General features: G+C 61.4%; 21 protein-coding genes and 1 pseudogene. 18 read left to right on the top strand and 4 right to left on the bottom strand.

Annotated elements, in window-relative coordinates; genetic code table 11:
• The first annotated feature begins 29 nt into the window (after positions 1-29).
• Positions 30-260 (top strand): hypothetical protein, encoded by a 231-nt coding sequence (locus tag KUD11_RS00320; RefSeq protein ID WP_109387618.1) that lies wholly within the window; start codon positions 30-32, stop codon positions 258-260.
• On the opposite strand, the gene KUD11_RS00315 is transcribed toward KUD11_RS00320, so the two are convergent.
• Positions 257-1,156 (bottom strand): LysR family transcriptional regulator, encoded by a 900-nt coding sequence (locus KUD11_RS00315; protein ID WP_109387620.1) that lies wholly within the window; start codon positions 1,154-1,156, stop codon positions 257-259. The two genes, KUD11_RS00320 and KUD11_RS00315, sit on opposite strands and share 4 nt — an antisense overlap.
• A gap of 113 nt (positions 1,157-1,269) precedes the next feature.
• Here KUD11_RS00315 and KUD11_RS00310 point away from each other — a divergent pair, with 113 nt between their 5' ends.
• From KUD11_RS00310 to KUD11_RS00285, 6 genes are all read left to right on the top strand, one after another.
• Positions 1,270-2,616: an NAD(P)/FAD-dependent oxidoreductase gene (locus KUD11_RS00310; protein WP_224380118.1), complete on the top strand. Its 1,347-nt coding sequence runs from the start codon at positions 1,270-1,272 to the stop codon at positions 2,614-2,616.
• 108 nt (positions 2,617-2,724) lie between these two features.
• On the top strand, positions 2,725-3,765 hold the full coding sequence (locus KUD11_RS00305; protein WP_109387622.1) for an ABC transporter substrate-binding protein: 1,041 nt from the start codon (positions 2,725-2,727) through the stop codon (positions 3,763-3,765).
• Positions 3,766-3,823: 58 nt separating this feature from the next.
• On the top strand, positions 3,824-4,927 hold the full coding sequence (locus KUD11_RS00300; protein ID WP_397545231.1) for an ABC transporter ATP-binding protein: 1,104 nt from the start codon (positions 3,824-3,826) through the stop codon (positions 4,925-4,927).
• Positions 4,924-5,811: an ABC transporter permease gene (locus KUD11_RS00295; protein WP_109387624.1), complete on the top strand. Its 888-nt coding sequence runs from the start codon at positions 4,924-4,926 to the stop codon at positions 5,809-5,811. Before KUD11_RS00300 ends, KUD11_RS00295 begins: the two co-directional genes overlap by 4 nt.
• Before the next feature lies 1 nt (position 5,812).
• Positions 5,813-6,634, top strand: coding sequence for an ABC transporter permease (locus KUD11_RS00290; protein ID WP_109387626.1), 822 nt, complete (start codon positions 5,813-5,815; stop codon positions 6,632-6,634).
• A 94-nt stretch (positions 6,635-6,728) separates the two neighbouring features.
• Positions 6,729-8,099: an aminotransferase gene (locus KUD11_RS00285; protein WP_109387628.1), complete on the top strand. Its 1,371-nt coding sequence runs from the start codon at positions 6,729-6,731 to the stop codon at positions 8,097-8,099.
• Here the strand turns inward: KUD11_RS00285 and KUD11_RS00280 are convergent.
• The 3 genes and pseudogenes from KUD11_RS00280 to KUD11_RS15300 all read right to left on the bottom strand — a co-directional run.
• The gene (locus tag KUD11_RS00280) at positions 8,096-8,896 is read right to left on the bottom strand and encodes a nitrilase-related carbon-nitrogen hydrolase (protein WP_109387630.1); all 801 of its coding nucleotides are present in this window, start codon (positions 8,894-8,896) and stop codon (positions 8,096-8,098) included. The two genes, KUD11_RS00285 and KUD11_RS00280, sit on opposite strands and share 4 nt — an antisense overlap.
• A gap of 16 nt (positions 8,897-8,912) precedes the next feature.
• The gene (locus tag KUD11_RS00275; protein WP_397545230.1) at positions 8,913-9,584 is read right to left on the bottom strand and encodes an alcohol dehydrogenase catalytic domain-containing protein; all 672 of its coding nucleotides are present in this window, start codon (positions 9,582-9,584) and stop codon (positions 8,913-8,915) included.
• A pseudogene (locus KUD11_RS15300) lies at positions 9,576-9,868 on the bottom strand (alcohol dehydrogenase catalytic domain-containing protein); the annotation flags it as partial. The gene KUD11_RS00275 and the pseudogene KUD11_RS15300, both read right to left, overlap by 9 nt.
• Before the next feature lie 201 nt (positions 9,869-10,069).
• Here KUD11_RS15300 and KUD11_RS00265 point away from each other — a divergent pair.
• From KUD11_RS00265 to hemN, 11 genes are all read left to right on the top strand, one after another.
• Entirely contained in the window at positions 10,070-10,963 is an 894-nt protein-coding gene (locus KUD11_RS00265; RefSeq protein WP_109387636.1) for a LysR family transcriptional regulator, read from the top strand.
• A gap of 94 nt (positions 10,964-11,057) precedes the next feature.
• Positions 11,058-12,008 carry an agmatinase gene (speB, locus tag KUD11_RS00260; protein ID WP_109387638.1) on the top strand — a complete coding sequence of 317 codons (951 nt, stop codon included), beginning with the start codon at positions 11,058-11,060 and terminating at the stop codon, positions 12,006-12,008.
• 90 nt (positions 12,009-12,098) lie between these two features.
• Complete coding sequence (locus KUD11_RS00255; protein WP_224380116.1) at positions 12,099-12,341, top strand: hypothetical protein; 243 nt, start codon at positions 12,099-12,101, stop codon at positions 12,339-12,341.
• Positions 12,334-12,771: an extracellular solute-binding protein gene (locus KUD11_RS00250; protein WP_219930183.1), complete on the top strand. Its 438-nt coding sequence runs from the start codon at positions 12,334-12,336 to the stop codon at positions 12,769-12,771. The genes KUD11_RS00255 and KUD11_RS00250 overlap by 8 nt, the downstream gene beginning before the upstream one ends.
• A 46-nt stretch (positions 12,772-12,817) precedes the next feature.
• Positions 12,818-13,597 carry an ABC transporter ATP-binding protein gene (locus tag KUD11_RS00245; RefSeq protein WP_109387640.1) on the top strand — a complete coding sequence of 260 codons (780 nt, stop codon included), beginning with the start codon at positions 12,818-12,820 and terminating at the stop codon, positions 13,595-13,597.
• Positions 13,597-14,433, top strand: coding sequence for an ABC transporter permease (locus tag KUD11_RS00240; RefSeq protein WP_109387642.1), 837 nt, complete (start codon positions 13,597-13,599; stop codon positions 14,431-14,433). The genes KUD11_RS00245 and KUD11_RS00240 overlap by 1 nt, the downstream gene beginning before the upstream one ends.
• Positions 14,430-15,218 carry an ABC transporter permease gene (locus KUD11_RS00235; RefSeq protein WP_109387644.1) on the top strand — a complete coding sequence of 263 codons (789 nt, stop codon included), beginning with the start codon at positions 14,430-14,432 and terminating at the stop codon, positions 15,216-15,218. Before KUD11_RS00240 ends, KUD11_RS00235 begins: the two co-directional genes overlap by 4 nt.
• A 13-nt stretch (positions 15,219-15,231) precedes the next feature.
• Positions 15,232-15,840: a nitrile hydratase subunit alpha gene (gene nthA, locus KUD11_RS00230; protein WP_109387646.1), complete on the top strand. Its 609-nt coding sequence runs from the start codon at positions 15,232-15,234 to the stop codon at positions 15,838-15,840.
• A 122-nt stretch (positions 15,841-15,962) separates the two neighbouring features.
• On the top strand, positions 15,963-16,616 hold the full coding sequence (nthB, locus tag KUD11_RS00225; protein WP_109387648.1) for a nitrile hydratase subunit beta: 654 nt from the start codon (positions 15,963-15,965) through the stop codon (positions 16,614-16,616).
• Positions 16,603-16,983, top strand: a complete 381-nt coding sequence (locus KUD11_RS00220; RefSeq protein ID WP_146190875.1) for a nitrile hydratase accessory protein — start codon at positions 16,603-16,605, stop codon at positions 16,981-16,983. Before nthB ends, KUD11_RS00220 begins: the two co-directional genes overlap by 14 nt.
• Positions 16,984-17,134: 151 nt before the next feature.
• Positions 17,135-18,484, top strand: a complete 1,350-nt coding sequence (hemN, locus tag KUD11_RS00215; protein ID WP_109387652.1) for an oxygen-independent coproporphyrinogen III oxidase — start codon at positions 17,135-17,137, stop codon at positions 18,482-18,484.
• Positions 18,485-18,520 lie beyond the last annotated feature (36 nt).

The raw sequence follows: 18,520 nt of genomic DNA, 5'->3' as shown, positions 1-18,520 counted from the left end.
TTGCACGCCGCTTGGGTCACAGTCAGTCTATGACCGATTTGCTCCATCTTTGCGCGCCGCTGCACACGCTCAGCGACGAGGCCATGATCTTAGAGGGTGTCGATACGGTTGTGATGTCTCTCGGCCATGTGTCGCAAACCGCGCTTGCCGATGCGTTGGTCGACTGGCCGGTCGAGATGTATATGATCGGCGATTGCCTCAGCCCGCGCACTGTGGAGGAGGCGATCCTTGAGGGGCTGGGCGCAGGTCTGGCGGTCTAGTGACGTCTTGCATACTTGCTCAAAGCATCGCGCAGGCGGTCCTGAAACCTGCCCGCAGCAATGCCCATCGGCACGCCCCGTGCGGTCACCATCGCCTGCTCATGCAGCACGCTGGGCGCGAAGGGCCGTGCGACCACCCCATCTTTCAACGCGGCTTTTGCATTGACGGGATCAATCAGCGCAAGCCCCGCGCCCGCCGCCACCATGTTGCGCGCAATCGCGTAGAAATTGGCTGATCCCACGTGGTTAAGCACCGCCCCCGCATCCGCCATCGCTTGGCCCAGCTGCCGGTCCACGGGATGGTCACCCATGATTGCAATTACCGGGCGCTGGTCGAGATCGGCGGGCGCGATCACCGTTTTGGAGGCCAGCGGGTCCGCCTTGGGCAGAACGCACATGCACTCCATCGCAAACACTTCCGTGCTCAGCCCCCCGACGGGCACGGGCGCGTCCATCAAGCCGATATCAACCTGCCCGTTGCTGACCCATGACGCGATCCGCCGCGAGCTATGCACGCGCAACTCCACATGGGTGCCGGGGAAATCGCGCTGAAACTCCGCAATGATGCGGGGCAAGAAATTCAGAGCCATCGCCCCGTTGGTGCCGACCACGATACTGCCCGCCGCACCCGAGCGTATTTCGGCGGCGCGTTGATCCACCCGCGCGATCGCAGCGAGGCTTTGCAGCACCTCGACATGCAGCAAGAGCGCCTCGCTGGTGGGGGCGAAAAACCCTCGATCCCGGTGGAACAGGCGAAAGCCAAGCTCACCCTCCATATGGCTGAGCGCGATGGACACGGCTGGTTGCGACAGGCTGAGCCGTTCTGCCGCGCGGCTCACTGACCCCGCCTCGAAAAGCGCTGTGAAAACTTCAAGGTGGCGCAGTTTGATCCGCATGGGGCCTCTGGATTTTTGTATAAGTAAATCTAATAAAGGTATTATCCATATTAAGTTGCTTAATTCAACTGGCTTTCCTAACGTCAACTTCTGAGGGTTGGGGGATCAGGACTATGGCGCAGGCTTTGGCACGTGCGGACGCGCAGATTTGGACGCCGGACTGGAAGGGCACGTCTTTCTGGCTGGACGGCCTCGCGCCTCGCGACGCCGCCCAAATGCCGCTGCCCCGGAACGTGGATGTGGCGATCGTCGGCTCGGGCTACACAGGCCTCAACGCCGCGATTGAGACCGCGCGGGGCGGGCGCAGCACGCTGGTGTTGGAGGCAGGCGATCCGGGCTATGGCTGCTCCACCCGCAATGGTGGACAGATCAGCACCTCGATCAAACCATCCCTGGACAAGCTGACCGCGAAATATGGTGCGGAACGGGCGCAAGCGATCCGGGGGGAGGGGGCAGCTGCGCTGCAATGGATTGAAGACCGGATCACCGGCGAGGGGCTGGACTGCGCCTTTAATCGCGGCGGGCGGTTTCATGCGGCCCATATGCCAAGCGCCTATGAAGAGATTGCCCGCGACGCCGAAAAGATGCGCCGCTCTGAGGGGATTGACGTGCACGCCGTGCCGCGCACCGATCAGCTGAGCGAGTTGGGAAGTCCGGTCTATCATGGCGGTGTGGTGTTTGAGGCCCACGCCTCGGTTGATCCCGCGCGCTATCATCGCGGCCTTCTGGAGACGGCGGAGGCGGCGGGTGCCACGGTGCGCGGCCAATCGGCGGTGACGCAGATCACGCGCGGCGCGGATGGCTACACGCTGACCACGGCGGCGGGCATCGTGCGGGCGCGCGACGTGGTGATCGCCACCAACGGATATACGACGGCGCTCACGCCTTGGATGCGCCGCAGGGTTATCCCCATTGGCAGCTATGTGATTGCCACAGAAGAGCTTGCTGCGGACCTTATGGACCGCCTTTTCCCGAAAGACCGCGTGGCCAGCGACACCTGCAAAGTGGTCTATTATTATCGCCCCTCGCCGGACCGCAAACGCATCCTCTTTGGTGGCCGCGTCTCGGCCACGGAAACCGACGCGCGCGTCTCGGGCCCGCGTCTTTACGAGGACATGTGCCGGATCTTTCCGGCCCTGCGCGGGACGCGTATCTCGCACAGCTGGTCCGGGACTGTGGCCTACACATTCGACGAATTGGCCCATACCGGCACTCATGACGGCATGCATTACGCCATGGGCTATTGCGGGTCGGGCGTGTCGATGGCCAGCTATCTTGGGATGCGCATGGGCCAGAAGGTTCTCGGCCTTGCCGAGGGGCGCACCGCGTTTGACGATCTGCCCTTTCCCACCCGCCCGCTTTACGCCGGGCGGCCTTGGTTCTTGCCCGCGGCGGTGGCGTGGTATCGTTGGCGCGATCGGCGCCAATACGAGCGGGCGTCTACGCCGGCACACGGCTGACACCTATACCCGGAGGCACAGAGCGCCGCTGTGTTCCGGGACGAGACATCGGCGAAAGAGTGCGCTTCGATCCGGGGGGCACCATCAACACTGGAGGAGATCTGAGATATGAAAAAAACACTCGCAATGGGCTTTGCTGCCAGCCTGATGGCCAGCACCGCGCTGGCCGCAGACAAGACGGTGACCATCGCATCGTGGGGCGGCTCGTACCAAGAGGCGCAATCCAACGCTCTGTTTGAGCCTGCGGCGGCGGCCATGGGCTTTGACGTGAAGCAAGAGACCTATGGCGGCATGTCTGATGTGCGCCTTCAGGTGAACACGGGTCAGGTCAGCTTTGATATCGTGGTGTCCGGCACCGGCAGTGCTGCACGTGCCGCCGAAGAGGGGCTTCTGGAGAAGCTGGATTATTCGGTGATCGACGTGTCGAACTTCATGCCCGGCTCCTACTCTGACTATTGCGTGGGCGGCGATGCTTTCTCGGTAGTGTTTGCCTATAATACGGAGACTTACGGCGATAACGGCCCGCAAACATGGGCTGATTTCTTCGACACCGAGGCGTTTCCCGGCAGCCGTGCCTACCGTAGCAAGGTGTCCGGCGCGCTTGAGCCTGCCCTGCTGGCCGATGGTGTGGCGAAAGAAGACGTCTATACCGTTCTCGACAGCGAAGAAGGCATCGAGCGCGCGATCAACAAAATCCGCGAGCTGAAGCCGAATATCTCCGTGTTCTGGTCTTCGGGTGCACAGCATGCGCAGCTGATGAAAGACGGCGAGGTGGACATGTCCACGGGCTGGAACGGCCGGTTCGACAATGCGCAGAAGGATGGCGGACAGCTGAACTTTACCTTCGAGGGTGCCTTGATGGATTTCGACTGTTTTGCAGTGCCAAAAGGTGCGCCCAACAAGGAAGCGGCGATGGAATTCCTCGCGGAGATTTCCAAGGCGGAGTATCAGGACGATCTGCCCACCTACATCATGTATGGCCCGCCAAACCTTCTGGCCTATGAGACCGGCACGATCACGCCCGAAGTCGCGGCACTGCTGCCATCCGCGCCTGAAAATGCGGCCAAGCAGCTGCTGATCAAGACCGAATGGTATGCGAAATGGGAAACCATCGCAGAGGAAATGTATCAGGAAATGCTGACCGAATAATCGGCGGCACCTAAAGCTGCGGGCAGGCGCGTCCTGCCCGCAGACACCAATGACTGATATGGGCGGGGATGATATGAGTGATACGGGCCAGGGCGCGCTGCCAATTACAGTGCGAAACGTAACCAAGACCTATGGCGATGTCTTCGCGCTGAACGATGTGTCGCTGGACGTCAAAAGCGGCGAGTTTCTCACGCTTCTTGGCCCCTCTGGATCGGGCAAGACCACGCTTTTGATGGTGCTGGCCGGGTTCACGCGCCCCGATAGCGGCAGCCTCAAATTTGGTGAGGATGAGATGATCCGCACCGCACCGCATCTGCGCGATGTGGGCATGGTGTTTCAGAACTACGCGCTTTTCCCGCATATGAGCGTGGCGGCCAATGTGGGCTACCCTCTCAAGCTGCGAAAAACCCCCAAGGATGAGATGGACCGCCGCGTCGAGGCGGCGCTGGAGACGGTGCAACTGGGCGGCTATGGCGAGCGCGGGATTACCCAGCTTTCGGGCGGGCAAAAACAGCGCGTGGCGCTGGCGCGCTCCATCGTGTTTGCTCCGCGTATTCTGCTGATGGATGAGCCTTTGTCGGCGCTGGACAAAAAGCTGCGCGACCGGATGCAGATCGAGCTGCGCCACCTGCACGAGAAGCTGGGCATGACCACGGTCTACGTCACCCATGATCAGCGCGAGGCGCTTACCATGTCCGACCGGATCGCGGTCGTGAACCATGGCCGGATCATGCAACTGGCCACCCCGCAGGAACTCTATGAGCAGCCCGCGAACCGTTTTGTGGCCGACTTCATTGGCGATTCCACCTTCCTTGACGTGACGCGCTCGGGCAGCGCCCTTGGTGCGGCGGGCACGACATTGAAAACCACGCGCCACGTGCCTGATGGTGACGGGCTGAGCCTGATGATGCGGCCCGAGCGGCTGCATCTGATCAGCGGCAAACCCGCCAAAGACGAGAACGTTTTTGAGGCCAAGGTGAGCGAGCTTGTCTATCAGGGTGAGAGCTATCTTCTTTATGCGCACCTTACCGATGGCACTGAAGTGGCCGTGCGTGGCGCGATGCGCGCGGGCACGTTCGACGCGCTGCCCAAACAGGGCGACACCGTGCAGCTTGGCCTTGGCGTGGATGATACCGTACTCCTCGCCGGAGAGGACGCATGAGCGCCGCCGCGACGCTTAACTCCGATGGGCTTGCCCGCGACGAGCGGCTGGAACGGCTGAGGCTTTTTGGCCTTGCCTCCCCGGCCATCTTGCTGGTGATGGTGATCCTCGTGATCCCGGTGGGCTGGCTTTTCTACGTGTCGTTCCTTGGTGCAGATGGCAGCTTCAGCCTTGAGAATTACGAGCGGATGATTGAGCGTAAATCCTATGCGCGCATCTTCTATACCACGTTTGAGGTCAGCATCCTGACCACAATCCTGTGCATCGTGATCGGCTATCCTTTGGCCTATTTCATGTCACAGCTACCCAATAAATGGGCCAATATCTGTCTTGTCACCGTGCTTTTGCCGTTCTGGACATCGCTGTTGGTGCGGACCTATGCGTGGCTGGTCCTGTTGCAAAAAAGCGGGCTGGTGAATGAATGGGGCATGTCTCTGGGCCTTTGGGAAGAGCCTTTGAGGCTGGTTCATAACATGAGCGGGACGCTGATCGGGATGGTGCATATCATGCTGCCGTTCCTGATCCTGCCGGTCTACAGCGCCATGCGCCAGATCGACCGCGACTATCTCAAGGCCGCTGCAAATCTTGGCGCAAGCCCGCGCCGTGCCTTTTGGACGGTGTTCTTTCCGCTCTCCACACCAGGCCTTTTTGCGGGCGCGCTGATGGTGTTTGTGCTTTGCCTTGGCTTTTTTGTGACCCCGGCGGTTTTGGGCGGTGGCAAGGTGATCATGGTGTCGATGAAGATCGTCTCCAACATCGAGCTTTTCGTGAACTGGGGGGCGGCGAGCGCGCTGGGCGTGGTCCTGCTGACCTTGACCGTCGGTATCCTCTGGATCGCGTCAAAGTTCCTCAACCTCGATACCGTATCTAAAGGAGGGCACTGACATGAGCTGGTTCTCCCGCCCCGCCTCCGAGACGCAAGTGACCCATGGCCAGCGGCTCTGGCTCTATATCTTTGCGGGCATCACCATGACCCTGCTGGTCGTGCCCACGCTGATCGTGATCCCGATGTCCTTCTCGGACAGTCAGTATCTGGAGTTCCCACCCGAGGATTGGTCGCTCCGCTGGTATCACAACTATTTCAGCTCACCCGAATGGATGGGGGCCACGGCCACCTCCTTCAAGGCGGCGATCCTCACGACGATCGTGGCCACGCCCATTGGGGTGCTGGCGGCCTATGGGCTTCACGCGTCCAAGATCCCGTTCATCCGCGCCACTTTCGTGCTTCTCATCACGCCGATGATGGTCCCTGTGGTGCTAATCGCCATTGGCGCGTTCTATGCCTATGTGAAGCTGCAAATCCTCTACACGATGACCGGGCTTGTCCTCGCGCATGCGCTGCTGGCGATCCCGCTGGTGGTGATCGTCATCGGCTCCGCGCTCAAAAGCTATGATATGAATCAGGAGAATGCCGCACGGTCGCTCGGTGCGCCGCGCTGGAAGGCGTTCATGACGATCACCCTGCCGCAGATCCGGTTCGCGGTCGTCACCTCTGCTTTGCTCGCGTTCCTGACCTCCTTTGACGAGGTGATCGTCGCGATGTTCATCTCCGGCGGGGATAACTCAACGCTCACGCGCAATATGTTCAACGCGCTGCGCGACCAGATTGATCCGACAATTGCGGCAATCTCCACGATCATGGTTCTGGTCACGACCGTCCTGATGATCGTGGCGCAGGTCTTTGGGACGGATAAGTCGCAGAAATAAGACCCCGTTTTTGCACGCTCCCGCGCCCTGCATGGGGTGGCAGGGGCGGCGCGGCTCCGCTAAGCTGTCGCAAAGCGCTTTCAGGAGATCCGCCATGCTGACCAATGACCAACTCGCCCTTTGGGACCGTGAGAATTTCTTTCACCCCTCCACCCATCTCGCCGCCCATGCGCGCGGCGACACGCCCAGCCGCGTGATCGAAGGGGGCGCGGGCGTCTATATCGAGGACCGCGATGGCAACCGGATGCTGGATGCCTTTGCTGGGCTTTACTGCGTCAACGTGGGCTATGGGCGCACGGAAATTGCCGAGGCGATTGCAGCACAGGCCCATAAGCTCAGCTATTATCACGCCTATGTCGGCCACGGCACGGAGGCCAGCATCACGCTCTCGAAGATGGTACTGGACCGCTCGCCCGCGCATATGTCCAAGGTCTATTTTGGGCTTGGCGGTTCGGACGCGAATGAGACCAACATCAAGCTGGTCTGGTATTACAACAACATCCTCGGGCGGCCCGAGAAGAAGAAGATCATCAGCCGCTGGCGGGGCTATCACGGATCGGGCCTGATGACCGGATCGCTGACTGGGCTGGAGCTTTTTCACCGCAAATTCGATCTGCCCCTGTCTCAGGTCGTGCACACCGACGCACCCTATTATTATCGCCGCGAGGACAGCGATATGTCCGAGGTGGAGTTCACGGCGCAATGCGTGGCCTCACTTGAGGCGCTGATCGCGCGCGAAGGCCCGGAGACGATTGCGGCCTTCATCGGGGAGCCCGTTCTGGGCACCGGGGGCCTCGTGCCGCCGCCCGAAGGGTATTGGGCGGCGATCCAAGAGGTGCTGGAGCGGCACGATATCCTGCTCATTGCCGATGAGGTGGTGACAGGGTTCGGGCGTACGGGCTCCATGATGGGGTGCGATCATTACGGGATGAAGGCGGACCTGATGACGATCGCCAAGGGGCTGACCTCGGCCTATGCGCCGCTGTCGGGCTCCATCGTGTCCGAGCGGATGTGGAAAGTGCTGGAAGACGGCACGGACGAAAACGGCCCCATCGGCCACGGCTGGACCTATGCCGCGCACCCCATTGGCGCGGCGGCGGGGATCGCGAACCTTGAGCTGATTGACCGCGAGAACCTGATTGCTAACAACAGCGAGGTCGGCCCGCATCTGCGCGCGCGTCTGACCGAGCATCTGGGCGATCACCCGAATGTGGGCGAGATCCGCGGCGTTGGCATGATGGCCGCGGTTGAGTTCGTGGAAGACAAAGCAGAGCGGCGCTTTTTTGATCCCAAGGCCACGATGGGCGCCAAGGTCACGGCGGCACTGGCCAAGCGCGGCGTCATTGGGCGGGCCATGCCGCAAGGCGATATCCTTGGCTTCGCGCCGCCCTTCTGCCTGAGCCACGACGAGGCCGATATCGTGGCCAAATCCGCAGCAGAAGCGGTGCGCGAGGTGCTGGGCTAAAGCAGCGGCCCTACGTCCTCAGGGTAGGGCAGGTAGGCCCGCACGGCGTCATAGGCACGCGGGTCGATATCGGCAAACATGAGCGTATCGCCCGCCCTTGGCGCTTTGGCGAGCACGCCACCATTGGGCGCGCAGATCACGCTTTCGCCCTGAAACTCGAACCGCTCATCGCTGTCTGAATTGTTGACATAGGCCACGAAATTGACGTTCTCGCAAGCCCGCGTGGGCACAAGATGCTCCACGACGAAGCTGCCCGTGCCGCTGGCCTCGCCCATCCCGCCCCATGGCAGGGCGGTCGGCACCGCAATGAGATCGGCCCCCGCCATGGCCAACCGGCGCGTGTTTTCGGGAAATTCCACATCATAGCAAATGAGCACACCGACCTTCAGCCCCGCAATCTCCACGATCACGGTGGAGGGCCCGGCGGAGGTGAAAATGCTGCGCTCGTAATCGCCATAAAGCGTGCCTTTGCGATAGGCCTGCGGTGCTGCACCGGGGAGTTTGATCAGCGCGCTGATATAACGCGTCTCGCCTGCGCGCTCAGGAAACCCGGCGATCACGGCGATGCCCAGCGTGTCCGACAACGTGCCGATCCGTGTGGCCCATTCGCCGTCCAAGCCTTGCGCCAACCCGGCCATCTCCGGTCCACGCCCATAGCCCGACAGGCACAGCTCTGGCGCGATGATCAGATCCGCGCCTGCGCCCGCGCTTGCGGCTTCGCGTATCGCGGCCTCAAGTTTGGGCAAGCGCTCGGGATGGGGGGTGGCGGCGGACATCTGAAAAGCGGCAAGTTTCATGAGGTGCTCCCGAAGGTTAAAGGCTAAAATCCACACAAAGACGGCCCGTCACATCCCCGGACTTGAGCCGATCGAGCGCGCGGTCCACATCTGCAAAAGCTACCCGCTCCACATCGACGGGCATTGGGTGCTTGGCGGCAAAGCTTAGAAAATCCACCATTTCCTGTCGCGTGCCGACCGATGAGCCGAACAGTTTGTGCCCGCCATCAAGGAGCCACATCAGCGAAAGTGGCACCGGATCATGGATGAGGGCCACGGCGACAATCTCGCTCATCGGGGCGGCGGCGGCCTCGATCGTGCCCCAGACGGCGGCGCTGGGCGCGAAATTGAGCGTGACATCCGCGCCGCCCATCGCCTGCACCTCTGCACCGGCCTCCGGGCTTGCAAGCACCCCGTGATCCGCCCCAAGGGCGCGCGCCGTGTCGAGCTTGGCCGGGTCGGTATCAATCACCACGACCTCTGCCCCACGCGCCTTGGCGATCAGGATGGCGTATTGCCCAAGCCCGCCCGCGCCGATGATCAACACCCGCGATCCCGGCCCCGCGCGCGTCTTGCCCAAAGCGGACCACGCGGTCAGCCCTGCGCAAAGAAGCGGCGCGGCCAGAACCGGATCGAGCCCCTCGGGGATAGGGGCCGCAAACGCCGCCTCGGCCAGCGCGTATTCGGCAAACGCGCCGTGATGCTGCACGCCGCGCGCTGTGTTGGCCTGACAAAACGTCTCGGCCCCGCTGCGGCAGGGTTTGCAGGCCAGACACGTATCATAAAGCCACGGCAGCCCGACACGCGCACCAACCTCCGGCCCGCCCTCGCAGGTTACGACCACCCGCCCGATCCCTCATGGCCCAGCACCAGCGGATAGAGATCATCAGGCAAATCCTCATCCCCATCGCGCAGATGCAGGTCTGAGTGACACACGCCACAGGCCTCTATCTTGACCAGAATCTGGCTTGGTCCGGGCTTCGGCACGGACATCTTGGTCAACTCAAGCTTGCCACCGGGCGTGCGGCAGATCGCGGCGCGCATCGTGTCGGGCAGGGGTGTCGGCATGTTGCACTCCAATTCGGTGCGCCCAATTTAGAGGCGTTACCCAAGACTGGAAATAGCACATTGCAATTCCATACATTTACGCATCTCAATGAATGAAGGGATATTTAGCGCAGACCTGAGGTGCTCATGAAGTTGACGGGATCGGACATTCATCTCCTTGGTGTTTTCGACGCCGTTGTGCGCAGCAACGGATTCTCCGCCGCTCAGGTCGAGCTTGGGCTGAGCCAACCCACCATTTCCAACCACATCAGGGCACTTGAGGAGCGGCTGGGCGTGAAGCTTTGCCAGCGGGGGCGGCGGGGTTTTTTGCTGACCGAAAAAGGCCGTATGGTGCATAAGATTGGCATGGCGGTGATTGCGAATATGCAGACACATTCGGCGCATCTTGCAGCACTCAAGGGCAATCTGGTTGGCCCGCTCAAAGTGGTGGTTGTCGATTGCGTGGCAAGCGATGCGCAGTTCCGTCTGCCCGCCGCGATTGCGGAACTGGCCAGCAAAGCGCCAGCGGTGCGGATCGAGCTAGGTATCGCAGGGCCGCAGGACATTCTGAACGGGATACTCAACGGCACATGGCATATCGGAATAGGGAGTTTCGACAACGCCGTGAATGGCCTCGCCTTCAAGGATCTCTATAGCGAGCCGCATGCACTTTATGCCGCGCCGTCGCACCCGCTTGCCTCACGGTCTGGGTCGATCAGCCAAGATGAGGTTGAGCGCCATCCTTGGGCGCATCGTGGCTATTGGAGTCGCCGGAGGCAAAAATCATACACCCCTTCGGATCTGGATCGGTTCGTGCACGAGATTGAGGCGCAGATCCTGCTGGTTCTCAGTGGAGCGTATCTTGGGCTTTTACCGGAGCACCAGGCTGCAAGTTTTGTGGCGGCGGGACGCTTGAGAAAGCTTGCTTTTGAAGCGCGAAATTTTGCCTGCACCATGCAGACGGTGACACGCGCGGGGGCGCTGCCCAAGGTCAACGCGCTCTTTCTTGAGATGGTTCACACGGCCCATCAAGCGCCTTAGATTTGGATGTTCAAATGTATCATTTTGTGCATCGCTATTGTTGCGCCTGCGCTTGCGGACCTAACGTGCGCCCAATATCAATGAGAGACTGCCAATGACCACGCCCCGATTCAATCAGCCGCTGGGCGGCAATGACATGCCTCGTTTCGGAGGCGCGACCACGATGATGCGCCTGCCCACGCAGGACACCGCCGCGGGCCTTGATGCCTGTTTCGTAGGCGTGCCGATGGATATCGGGGCCTCCAACCGTAGCGGCACGCGCCATGGCCCTCGCGCCATCCGCGCCGAAAGCTGCATGTTGCGACCCTATAACATGGCCACAGGCGCGGGCCCCTTTGCCAAGATGCAGGTGGCTGACATTGGCGATGTGGCGATCAATACGTTTGATCTGAAAAAAACCGCCGATATCATCACCCAAGCTTATCACGAGATCCTCAGCCATGATTGCGTGCCTCTGACACTGGGCGGGGATCATACGCTGACCTACCCGGTTTTGCGCGCGATCCGCGCCAAGCATGGCCCCGTGGCCCTCATCCATATCGACGCCCATGCGGATACGAACGAGCATATGTTCGGCGAGGCGATTGCCCATGGTACGCCCTTCCGCCGCGCGTTTGAGGACGGCTTGCTGATCAATGACAAGGTGTTCCAGATCGGCCTGCGTGGCACGGGCTACGCGCCGGGCGATTTCGACTGGGGCCGCGAGCAGGGCTTTAGCGTGATCCCTGCCGAGGAGTGCTGGCACAAGTCGCTGACGCCCCTCATGGCCGATATTCGGGCGCAGATCGGCGATGCGCCGGTTTACCTCACCTATGATATCGACAGCCTTGATCCCGCCTTCGCGCCGGGCACTGGCACGGTCGAGATGGGTGGGCTGACCACTATTCAAGCGCTTGAGATCGTGCGCGGTTGCAAGGGGCTGAACCTCGTGGGGTGCGATCTGGTGGAAGTGTCGCCACAATATGATGTGAGCGGATGCACAGCTCTCATCGGCTCTAACTTGCTTTATGAAATGCTCTGTGTTTTGCCAAAAACATGGGCTTGAGACTTAAACCTTAGGGAGAAATCTGACATAAAAACCAACCTGACCCGCCGCCGTTTCATGGCGACGACTGCCGCAACGGGCGCCGCTGCCATGGCTGCGCCAAGCATTCTGCGTGCGGCTGGCGGACCCATCCGTATGGGCACCTGCGGGGGCTTTTTCGAGGAGAGCTTCAAACAGTTCATCTTCCCCGAATTCACCGCCGCCACCGGCATCGAGGTGCAATCCATCGCGGTGCCCACGGGCGAGACGTGGCTGGTGCAACTCAAGAACGCCGCGCGCGCCAACACCGCGCAGCGAGGAGGCCGCGCAAGGCGTCTTTCAGACGTTGGATGAAAGCAAGCTGAGCAACCTTGGTAACCTATCGGACACGTTTCAGGATCGCAATACCGAGGGCGAGATCCCTATGGGGCAGTATCACCATGACGTCGCGGGCCTTGCTGCCGCCGAGGGTTTCCCGGTCGTGCCGGCCTTCCCCAAAGAGGGGGGCATCCTCGATTCAGGCTATTGGATCGTGCCGCAGCATGTGGAGCCGCTGGACGAGGTGCATGAATTCATCAATTTCATGTCCACCCCCGAAACGCAGGCGTCGCTGTCGCGCAATGTGGGCACGGCCCCCGTCATTGATCCCGCGCAGACGGACCTTTCGGCGGATGAGCTTGCCGCCGTGTCGAGCGCTGGTGCGCCGATTATCCCGCGCTACGACATCTACAAGGACCACGCCGATTACATTTCGGATACGTGGAACAAGATGATCGCGGGTTAACGTCTCTGGTCCGTCCGGCGTTTTATGCGCACGGGCGGGCCGCACTTTGGGTGAGAATATCACCTATGCCATGCGCATCCGCGGCGCGTCCCGCTCCGACTGTCAGGCGCGCGCCAAGGAGCTTCTCGATATGATGCGCCTGCCGGGGGTGGAGGATCGCCGCATCGGCCAGCTTTCGGGCGGGCAACAGCAGCGTGTTGCAATTGCCCGCGCGCTGGCGCTTAGCCCCTCGGTGTTCCTGCTGGACGAGCCTATGTCGGCGCTGGATGCCAACCTGCGCGAGGCGATGCAGATCAAGCTGCGCAAGCTGCAACAGGAGCTTGGGATCACCACCGTGGTCGTCACCTACGACCAGACCGAGGCGATGACAATGGCCGATCAGATCGTTGTCATGGGCCGCGCACGCGTGCTGCAAACCGGCACGCCGATGGATATCTACAAAACCCCTGTTGACCGCTTTGTGGCCAATTTCATCGGCACATCCAACCTTCTGCCCGCAAAAATGACCGGCGCGAAGACTGTCGAGACCTGCGGCGCGACCCTGAGTGTCGGGGCCAATGCGGGGGGGTGGCACGGGGCAGGGGCGGATGTGCTTTTGATGAGCCGCCCCGAGGAGGTTTTTGTCGGCCACAAACCCACTAAGAACAGCGTGTCGGGCCGCGTGACCTTCGTCCGCGATATTGGTGCCACCATTGAAATCCTCGTTGATTGTGCGGGGCACGAGGTTGTCTCTGTCCTCACGCCCAAGGACTGGCCCGAGGTTGAGATTGGGCAGGACGTTCATGTGGATATGCCCGAGGCGGCCTGCTCGGTGCTGGCCCCCTGATGGGTGGGCTTGCGCGATATCTCACGCTGGTGCCATCGTCGGTGATGATCGGCACGTTCTTCGCGGTGCCCTTCGCGCTGATCCTGCTCACCTCCGTCTCCACACCGGATGATGCGCTGGATTACGTCTACGCCTTTGATCTGCAACATTTTGAGCGGTTCGCGACGTGGTTCTATATCGAACGGGCGCTTTTCTCCGCTGGGCTGTGCGCGCTCATTGCGGTGCTGAGCCTGCTCATCGCCTTCCCGTTCACCTATATGCTCACCGGGTTTGGCCCGCGCGCGCAGAATACATGGCTCATTTACATCCTCGCGCAGCTATCGCTGTCGGAGGTACTGATCGCCTTCTCATGGCAAATCCTTTTGTCGCGCACGTCGGGACTGGCCAATATCCTTGTCTGGCTGGGCCTCGCGGAGAAGAGCTTTTCGATGGCCCCTTCGGCGGGGGCTGTGCTGGCCGCATTGGTCTATCTTGCCGTGCCCTTCTCGGTGCTCTTGCTCTTCCCCGCACTCAGCCGTCTGGACAAAAGCCTCATTGAGGCCGCGCGCACTCTTGGTGCCTCGCCGCTGCGCACGTTCTTTACGGTGGTCATTCCCGTCACGCGCTCTGCGATCATCTCCTCGGGCGTTACGATCTTCGTGCTGACGCTAGGCGCGATCATCGTCCCGCAGGTCCTTGGCCGCCGGCAGCACTGGACCCTCTCGGTGCTCATCACGGATCAGGCGATCTTCAACTTCAACATGTCCTTCGCCTCGGCGCTTGCGATGGTGCTTTTGGTGCTTAGCGCGAGTGTGATCTTCGCGGTCACCAAGCTGACCGGGGGGAATAAGCCATGAAAGTGCTGCGCTGGCTTTATCTCAGTATCTTCGCGCTTTACCTGATCGGCCCGATTTTGGTGATCGCGGCCGTGTCGCTGAATGAAAAGCGGTTCATGGCCTTTCCGCCGCGTGGCGTCTCGCTGCGGTGGTATTCCGAGATATTCGTCGCATCCGACTGGTTCGCGGCGCTCACCAATTCGCTGCTTATAGCGCTCTGCTCGGCCACGCTTGCGGTGGCGATTGCCCTACCCATCGCCTACGGTGCGTGGCGGCACGGGTTGCGCTACGCAAAGGCGCTTTTGGCGATGGGCGTGGCCCCGTTTATCTTGCCGCCGGTTATCATGGCGCTGGCCTTTCTCATCCTCTTTACCTCGGTGGGTAATCTCTATGGCAATCTCATTACGGTCATCATCGCCCATGCGATCTTTCTTCTGGCGCTGCCGCTTGTCACCATATCGCTTGGGTTGGAGAGTATTGACCGCGCGCTGATTGAGGCCAGCCAGACCATGGGCGCCAACGAGCGCACTGTGTTTCGCACAATCATCCTGCCCATTGCTGCGCCTTTCGCTTTTGCGGGCTTCGCGTTTTGCTTCGTGCTCAGCCTTAATGAATATATCATCGCGTTGATGACCGTGGGGGCCACGGTCGAGACGCTGCCGATCAAGATCTTCAACGCGCTGCGCTATGGCTACACCCCTGTGATCGCGTCTATCGCGGTGCTGTTTGTAACGGTAAATATTTTGATCTTCGCGCTGATCGCGCGGTTCTCCAATTTGCGCCGTATCCTTGGCGCGATGGAGTAAGAAGGAACGCAAGATGCCGCATGACAACCACGATCAGGACCACGATCACGACCCGCTGGAGCAGGGCGCGGCCCTGCGCGTGCGGGCGCTGGAAGAGCTGATGGTGGCCAAAGGTCTGGTCGACCCCGCCACGATGGACGCCATTGTGGAATATTACGAGACCGAGACAGGCCCGCGTAATGGTGCGATGGTTGTGGCCCGCGCGTGGAGCGATCCGGAGTTCAAGGAATGGCTTCTCAGCGATGGCTCCGCCGCGATTGCTTTCATGGGCTTCACCGGGTTTCAGGGCGAGCATATGCGCGTGGTCGAGAACACCGACGCCGTGCATAATGTCGTCGTTTGTACGCTCTGTTCATGCTATCCGTGGCCCGTGCTGGGCCTGCCGCCCACATGGTACAAAAGCCTTGCCTACCGCGCTCGCGTAGTGCGCGAGCCGCGCGCGGTTTTAGCCGAATTTGGCGTGACCGTGCCCGAGGGGCAGCGCGTGCAGGTCTGGGACAGCACCGCCGAGATCCGGTATCTGGTGCTGCCTCAGCGCCCCGAGGGAAGCGAGGGCGAGACGCCAGAGGCTCTCGCCGCGCATGTAACGCGCAATGGTATGATCGGCACAGCATTGATCTAAAGCGCCTCTCCTTGAACTTGAGGCACTCAGTCAAGGTGAGGCGCGCGCAACGTTCAAAGGGAGTGGGCGTTTCGCGAATGGTTGTGAGTCAGGTTTTGCACGAAACGCTTTAGGAGAACGGCATGGACGGGATTCACGATATGGGCTGGATGCACGGGTTCGGGCCTGTGCCGGTCAACGCCGAAGGCACGTTTGACCACCCGTGGCAGGGGCGCGCCTTTGCGCTGTGTGAGATACTGGGCTTTGCCGTGCCGTATGGCTCGGACGAACACCGTCAGGCGATCGAGCGGCTGGCCCCGGCGGAGTATCTGACCCGCGATTATTTCGAGAAATGGATGCTGGCGGCGACCTCTCTGGTGACAGGCGCGGGGCTGGTGAGCGCCGATGAGGTGGCCACGGGACGCAAAGCCTTCGATATTGATCGAACCAAGCACACCGCCATCGGCGCGGCGGACTTTCTTGCGGCCTGCAAGGCGGGGGCCGACATGACCTTCCCCGACCATCCCGAAAAACCGCGGTTCAAGGTCGGCGCGCAGGTGCGTATCGTCACCCATGGCCCTGCAGGGCATACCCGCGTGCCGCGATACCTGCGCGGTCGGCTGGGCCGGATCGAGGCGCAACTGGGCGCGTTTCAATTTGCTGATGCGATTGCCGCCGGGCGCGGGCCTGATCCGCAGCATTGTTATACGGTGGTTTTTGACGCCGCCGAGCTTTGGGGGGAGGGGAGCGACACGCTGGCCGCTGACCTGTGGGAGCCCTACATTGAATACCCCTGACACGCCTGAGATGATGCTGGCCGAGATGCAAAAGTTGCAGGGAGGCGCGGGTGCAGGCCCGCTCTTTCAAGCCCCATGGCAGACGCGGATATTCGCGCTGATCGTCGCGTTGGTGCAAGCCGGACATTTCCCGTGGAGCGCGTTTCAGACGCGGCTTGCGGCCCATATCACCGAGGCTGAGAGGGGCGCGGACTCGTGTGATGCCGCAGCTGTCGAGACGCGCTATTTCGACTGTTGGTTGCGCGCGGTAGAAGAAACGTTGAGCGCCGAAGGGTTGATCAAGGCGGAGGCGATTGCGGCGCAGATCGAAGACATCCGTGCCTCAGTAGACGCGACCCGCGCGGCGCAGACCCATCATCACGGCTAGGAACAGCGCCCCTCAGCGAGACCGCTTTCGCCTGACACTGGCGGTCGCGCATCTCTGATCTAAATCAAAGACAGCCCCCAATCTGCATAGGACAGTGAACCGGATAGGCCTTGATCGGCCGTGACACTGGCAGGCTAAAAACGGGGCGATTATGACCGACACGCTGAAGTCCTACATGCGTCGCAACGTGCCGCGATACACCAGCTATCCGACCGCGCCCCATTTCTCCAAAGACGTGGGCGCGAAGGACTATGCGGCTTGGCTACGGGCCTTGCCGCCCAAGGACCCTGTGTCGCTTTACCTGCATGTGCCCTTCTGCCGCGAGCTTTGCTGGTATTGCGGGTGCAATATGAAGCTTGCCAAAAAGGACGCGCCGGTCGCGCAATACGCCCAAACGCTGAACCGTGAAATCGCAGTTCTGGCCGCGCACCTGCCGGAGCCGATGGAAATCTCCCACCTGCATTGGGGTGGTGGCACGCCGACCGCACTAGTGCCGGATGATCTGGAACGTGCGATGGATGCGGTACGCGCCAATTTTTACGTCACACCCGATGCGGAGTTGGCGATTGAGAGCGACCCACGCACCCTCACCGATGAGATGATTGCGCGGATTGGCCAGCTGGGCTTCACCCGCGCGAGCTTTGGTGTGCAGGAGTTCAATCCCAAGGTTCAAAAGGCGATCAACCGGATTCAGCCGCCCGAAATGGTGCGCTGGGCGGTGGATGGTCTGCGTGGGGCAGGGGTGGCGGGGATCAACTTTGATCTGATCTATGGCCTGCCGCATCAGACGGTGGACACGCTTTTGGAGACGATCCGCCTCTGTGTGGAGATGCTGCCGGACCGGATCGCACTTTTCGGTTATGCGCATGTGCCGTGGATGGCGAAGAAACAACGCCTCATTGATGAGGCTGCTTTGCCGGGTGTGGAGGCGCGCCTTGCGCAATCGCAAGCCGCGGCGGCGGCTCTGGTTGCGGCGGGCTATGTGGCGATCGGGCTTGATCACTTCGCGCTTCCCTCGGATGCAATGGCCAAGGCGGCCCAAGCAGGCACGCTGCGTCGCAATTTCCAAGGCTACACCACTGACCGCGCCGAGACGATGCTCGGGGTCGGCTCCACCTCCATCGGGCGCACGCCGTCGGGCTATATCCAGAACCTGTCGGAGACCGGCGCGTGGGCGCGTGCGGTTGAGGCGGGCGAGCTGCCCGTGGGCAAGGGCGTGCCCTTCACCAAGGACGACACCCTGCGTGGCCATGTGATCGAGCGGATCATGTGCGCGGGCGAGGTTGACCTTGATGAGGCCGCGCTGCGCACTGGTGCTGCGCGCGATTGGTACCGCGCGCATGAGGGCGCGCTGGCTATTCTGCAAGCCGATGGCCTGATCACGCGCCGCGGCGCACGGATCACGGTGACGCAAAAAGGCGCGCCTGTCGTGCGTGTCGTGGCCGCCGTTTTCGACGCGTATTTTGTCGCCACCACCGCACGCCACGCCGTGGCGGTCTGATCTTTTTGAAGTGTTAGGCTGGAGGTGCGGCCCGCA

Source organism: Roseovarius carneus, from assembly GCF_020141465.1.
Classification (GTDB): domain Bacteria; phylum Pseudomonadota; class Alphaproteobacteria; order Rhodobacterales; family Rhodobacteraceae; genus Roseovarius; species Roseovarius carneus.
Note: the sequence above shows the minus strand (reverse complement) of the source record. Positions and strands in the feature narration are given on the sequence as shown.